4 protein-coding genes are annotated in these 4,351 nt (G+C 57.7%); all 4 read left to right on the top strand.

Annotated features, from left to right (window positions below; genetic code table 11):
* Positions 1–176 precede the first annotated feature (176 nt).
* The 4 genes from C4885_RS15615 to C4885_RS15635 all read left to right on the top strand — a co-directional run bounded on the left by C4885_RS15615 (position 177) and on the right by C4885_RS15635 (position 4,260).
* Entirely contained in the window at positions 177–788 is a 612-nt protein-coding gene (locus tag C4885_RS15615; protein WP_114001217.1) for a C39 family peptidase, read from the top strand.
* Between the two features lie 255 nt (positions 789–1,043).
* Positions 1,044–1,382: a YerC/YecD family TrpR-related protein gene (locus C4885_RS15625; RefSeq protein ID WP_114001219.1), complete on the top strand. Its 339-nt coding sequence runs from the start codon at positions 1,044–1,046 to the stop codon at positions 1,380–1,382.
* Positions 1,379–2,422, top strand: a complete 1,044-nt coding sequence (locus tag C4885_RS15630) for an aldose epimerase family protein (protein ID WP_114001220.1) — start codon at positions 1,379–1,381, stop codon at positions 2,420–2,422. The genes C4885_RS15625 and C4885_RS15630 overlap by 4 nt, the downstream gene beginning before the upstream one ends.
* Positions 2,423–2,814: 392 nt before the next feature.
* Complete coding sequence (locus C4885_RS15635; RefSeq protein WP_114001221.1) at positions 2,815–4,260, top strand: DNA recombination protein RmuC; 1,446 nt, start codon at positions 2,815–2,817, stop codon at positions 4,258–4,260.
* Positions 4,261–4,351 lie beyond the last annotated feature (91 nt).

Consider the following 4,351-nt stretch of genomic DNA (forward strand, 5'->3'; position numbering starts at 1 on the left):
ATTATCTGCGCTTTTGGCTTAGCAGCTGCCGCACCTCGCTCGCCGTATCGGCACTTAGAATTATGCGGTATTGCCCTATAAATTATAACAGACTGAGCGGATACTGCGGCTTTCCTTTCCCGGTGAAATCTGGTACAATCAAAACGGAAATAATCGTATGATTGCGAGGCGCTTTTATGGCATCCATCCTGCTGCCAGTTCCCCAGATCCTGCAAAACCCGGAGCTGCCCAACGGCTGCGAAATTACCAGCTGCTGCGAAGTGCTGCACTACCTGGGCTTTGCCCCGGATAAGTGCGAACTGGCCGACTACTATCTGCCACGCAGCGCCCAGTGGTACGGCGCAGACCCCGACGAGGTTTATATGGGCAATCCTCACCTGGACGATGGCAGCCCCGAAACCGGCTATTACTGCTTTGCGGGGCCGATTGTGCAGGCGGCGAACGCCTACCTGGCTGTGCAGGGCAGCAGCTGCCGCGCTTATGATCTGACCGGTGCCGAGGAAGCCGAACTGGCATCCCAGCTGCAGGCCGGGAACCCGGTCATCTTTTGGGCAACGCTGCACTTTGGCGATATCCAGCACGACCCCTGCGGTGAATACGACCTGCCCGGTGGGCGGCGGCACGAGGTGCTGCACACCCTGCACTGCATGGTGCTGTGCGGCATGGATGACCAGAACTTTGTGGTGGCAGACCCGCTGGATTTTAACCGTGTGGTACCGCGTGTCCAGTTCATGAAAATTTACCGCCAGCTGGGGCGGCGGGCCGTGGTGATTAAAAAAGATTCCTAAAACCATTGGGCGGCGGACACGCGCCGGTGCTCAATGTCTTTATCATACCGCGGGGCCTGCCGGAGCGCAAGAAAAACTTTTGGCCCGGCGGGGCGGAACTGGCAGACCTCATAAAAATTAAATATGGAATTCAGCGCATTAAAGCCTTGACTTGTGTTAGTGCAGTTGCTAAAATTGATAAGTGATAGCTTGCCACATTTTGGTTGTTTTGGCAGGGCAAATATGCACGATGATGCAATATATAAGGAGGCGCCTATGCGCGCTGGAACCACCCCCAACGGGCAGCCCCGCAGCACTGCTTTGTATGAAGCCATCCTGCGGCTGGATAATCTGGACGATTGTATTCGATTTTTTGAGGATCTCTGCGCTGTAACGGAGCTCCGCACCATGGAACAGCGCTATGATGTAGCAGGGTGCCTGCTGCAAGGCAAGGTGTACAGCGAAATCCGCCAGCTGACGGGCGCTTCCAGCGCAACAGTCAGCCGGGTGAACCGGATGCTGAACTATGGCACCGGCGCCGTGGGCAAAAGCGTCCGCTATGACCTTGCTGCACAGCAGGACGGCGAAAATTCTGAAGGAGGAACTACAGAATGAGCATTCAAATCAAAGATTTCGGAAAAACCACCGCAGGCCAGCCGGTCAAGGTCGGTATTCTGGCGAACGATACCATCGAAGTTCATATTTTAAGCTATGGCGCTACCATCCAGCAGCTGCTTGTGCCGGACCGCAAGGGCAACAAGGTGGATGTTGTGCTGGGCTACCCCACCGTGCAGGATTATGAGCTGAACACCTGTTTTCTGGGCGCTGTGGTGGGCCGCTACGCCAACCGCATTGGCGGCTCCAAATTCACCCTGTATGAGGAAGAATACCATGTTACCCCGAACGAGGGCAAAAACTGCCTGCACAGCGGCCTGCACGGCTTTGATAAGACCGTGTTTGACATGGGCTTTGAGGGGGACGATACCCTGGTTCTGACCGCAGCCAGCCCCGACGGCACCGACGGCTTCCCCGGCAACGCCGAGCTGGAAGTGCGCTACAGCCTGGCAGGCACCGGCCTGATGATTCAGTACACCCTGACCACCGATGCCCCCACTGTGGCAAACATTACCAACCACAGCTACTTTAACCTGAACGGCCATGCTTCCGGCAGCGTGCTGGGGCACCGTCTGTCTCTGGCTGCACCGGCCTATCTGGAAACGGATGCCGGTTCCATCCCCACCGGGCGCAAGATCGCTGTGGCAGGCACCCCGATGGACTTTACCGAGGAAAAGACCATTGGCCGCGATATCAACGCCGATTACCCGGCCCTGAAGCAGTGCAGCGGCTATGACCACTGCTATGTTATTGCGGACAGCGGTCTGCGCCACACCGCATGGCTGACCGGCCCCGAAACGGGCATCCGCATGGAGACCCTGACCACCCAGCCCGGCGTGCAGCTGTATACTTCCAACTTCCTCAAGTCCGCCACCGCCTGCAAGGATGGCGCATCTTACGGCCAGTATGCCGCCGTCTGCCTGGAAACCCAGGATTTCCCTGATGCCCCCAACCATCCCGATTTTCCGGATACCACCGTCCTGCCCGACCGCCCCTACAGCGCAACCACTCTGTACCGGTTTGACTTGGCACCGCTGTGAAACGCATAAAGGGATAAGTTAAGAAATAAAAAGGGAACGCGCCCTGTGAATCAGGTACGTTCCCTTTTTTGGCGTTATATCAAATGCTATTGCTTACGATTGTGATATAAGAATTGATAAACAGTATCGGAAGCCTTGAAAGCACGCAGTAGGGGGGCATCATCCCGCATAGCGCACCTTGCCATATATTCCGTCACGTCGTTCTCCGCAAGGCGACGGGCGCACAATATGCGCCCTACGGGGGCGCCCTACTCCATAAACTCCTGCTTTTAACCGCCCCATTTTCCTTCTTTAAATCGCAAGCACTGCACAACAAAAGGTTGTATCTTGCGATTTCCTATGCTATACTAAAGCTGAACCAAAACAGCCAAGTGAGAAAGGAACCTTGTGGGATGCAGCCTTTATTGATTATTCTTCTGTTGCTGTCGATACTGACCAATGTGTTGCTGATTCTGCTTTTGCTGCGCAGCGGCCAGCAGAACACCGCCGAGGACCAGACCGATGAAATTGCCCGCATTGTGCGGGATGAAGTAGAGGCCGAAACCGAAGTGCTGGCCGACCAACTGCGCGTGATGCAGGGCGAAGTGACCCGCACAACCTCCGCCAGCGCGCGGGACATGGGAACCCTGCTGGCCGAAAGCCAGCGCCAGAGCCAGGAGGCCGCCACCGCCCGGCTGGATGCCATCGACCGCGCCGGTGCCGCCCGCCAGCGCGCTGCCAACGATGCCCTGCTGGCTCAGCTGCAGGTGCTGGAAACCCGCCTGAAAAATCTGGAAGACACCAACGCCAACCGGCTGGACGGCGTGCGGGCAACCCTGCTGCAGGGCATGGCAAACATCCGGGCCGACAATAACAAAAAGCTGGATGAAATCCGCGGCACGGTGGACGAAAAGCTGGAAGCCACGCTGCAGCGCCGGGTCAGCGAATCGTTCCGGGCGGTCAGCACCCAGCTGGAACAGGTGTACAAGGGCCTGGGCGAGATGCAGAACCTTGCCGCCGATGTGGGCAGCCTGAAGCAGGTGCTTTCCGGCGTAAAGACCCGCGGTATTCTGGGCGAAGTACAGCTGGGGGCGATCCTGAAAGAAATTTTGGCCCCCGTCCAATACGCCGAAAATGTGGCTACTGTGCCCGGCAGCAGCAACCGGGTGGAATATGCCGTCAAGCTACCGGGCCAGAGCGGAACCGTGTGGCTGCCCATTGACGCCAAGTTCCCCGGCGATACCTATGCACACCTGCAGGACGCCCAGGCCAGCGGCGACCCCGCCGCGGTAGCCGCCGCCCGTCGCCAACTGGAAACCGTGGTGCGGCAGGAAGCCAAGGACATCCACGATAAATACATTGAAGTCCCGTACACCACCGCATTCGGCATTCTCTTCCTGCCGTTTGAAGGGCTGTATGCCGAGGTGGTGAACTGTGGTCTGCCGGAAATTTTGCAGCGGGATTACAAGATCAACATTGCGGGGCCTTCCACTATGGCGGCCCTGCTGAATGCGCTGCAGATGGGCTTCCGCACGCTGGCCATCCAGAAGCGCTCCGGCGAGGTATGGCAGATTTTGGGCGCGGTAAAGACGGAGTTCGAGAAGTTCGGCAGTGGACTGCAATCCATGCAGCGCCACCTGAACCAGACCGGCAACGATCTGGAAGAGCTGATCGGCACCCGCAGCCGCGCTATTACCCGCAAGCTGGAAAGCGTGCAGCAGCTGGAACCCACCGAAGCCGCCGATCTTTTGGGGCTGGCAGAGGGCGGAAGCAGAATTTCCACACAAAACAGTGAAATTGACCGGCAGGATAACGCTCCTCGCCTGCGCCGCAAGGATGACGCAGGCATGCCCATGTGATATAATAAAGATAGGGCAACACCGCACAATTCCCGCCTTACGGCTTAAGCACCGCTCCGACGGCTGCGGCACGGCATCTGCGTTGCCAAAA

Source organism: Subdoligranulum sp. APC924/74, assembly GCF_003324125.1.
Taxonomy (GTDB): Bacteria; Bacillota; Clostridia; order Oscillospirales; family Ruminococcaceae; genus Gemmiger; species Gemmiger qucibialis.

Coding starts and splice junctions, on each gene's coding strand:
- C4885_RS15615 (WP_114001217.1), top strand. CDS start 177: ATGGCATCCATCCTGCTGCCAGTTCCCCAGATCCTGCAAAACCCGGAG.
- C4885_RS15625 (WP_114001219.1), top strand. CDS start 1,044: ATGCGCGCTGGAACCACCCCCAACGGGCAGCCCCGCAGCACTGCTTTG.
- C4885_RS15630 (WP_114001220.1), top strand. CDS start 1,379: ATGAGCATTCAAATCAAAGATTTCGGAAAAACCACCGCAGGCCAGCCG.
- C4885_RS15635 (WP_114001221.1), top strand. CDS start 2,815: ATGCAGCCTTTATTGATTATTCTTCTGTTGCTGTCGATACTGACCAAT.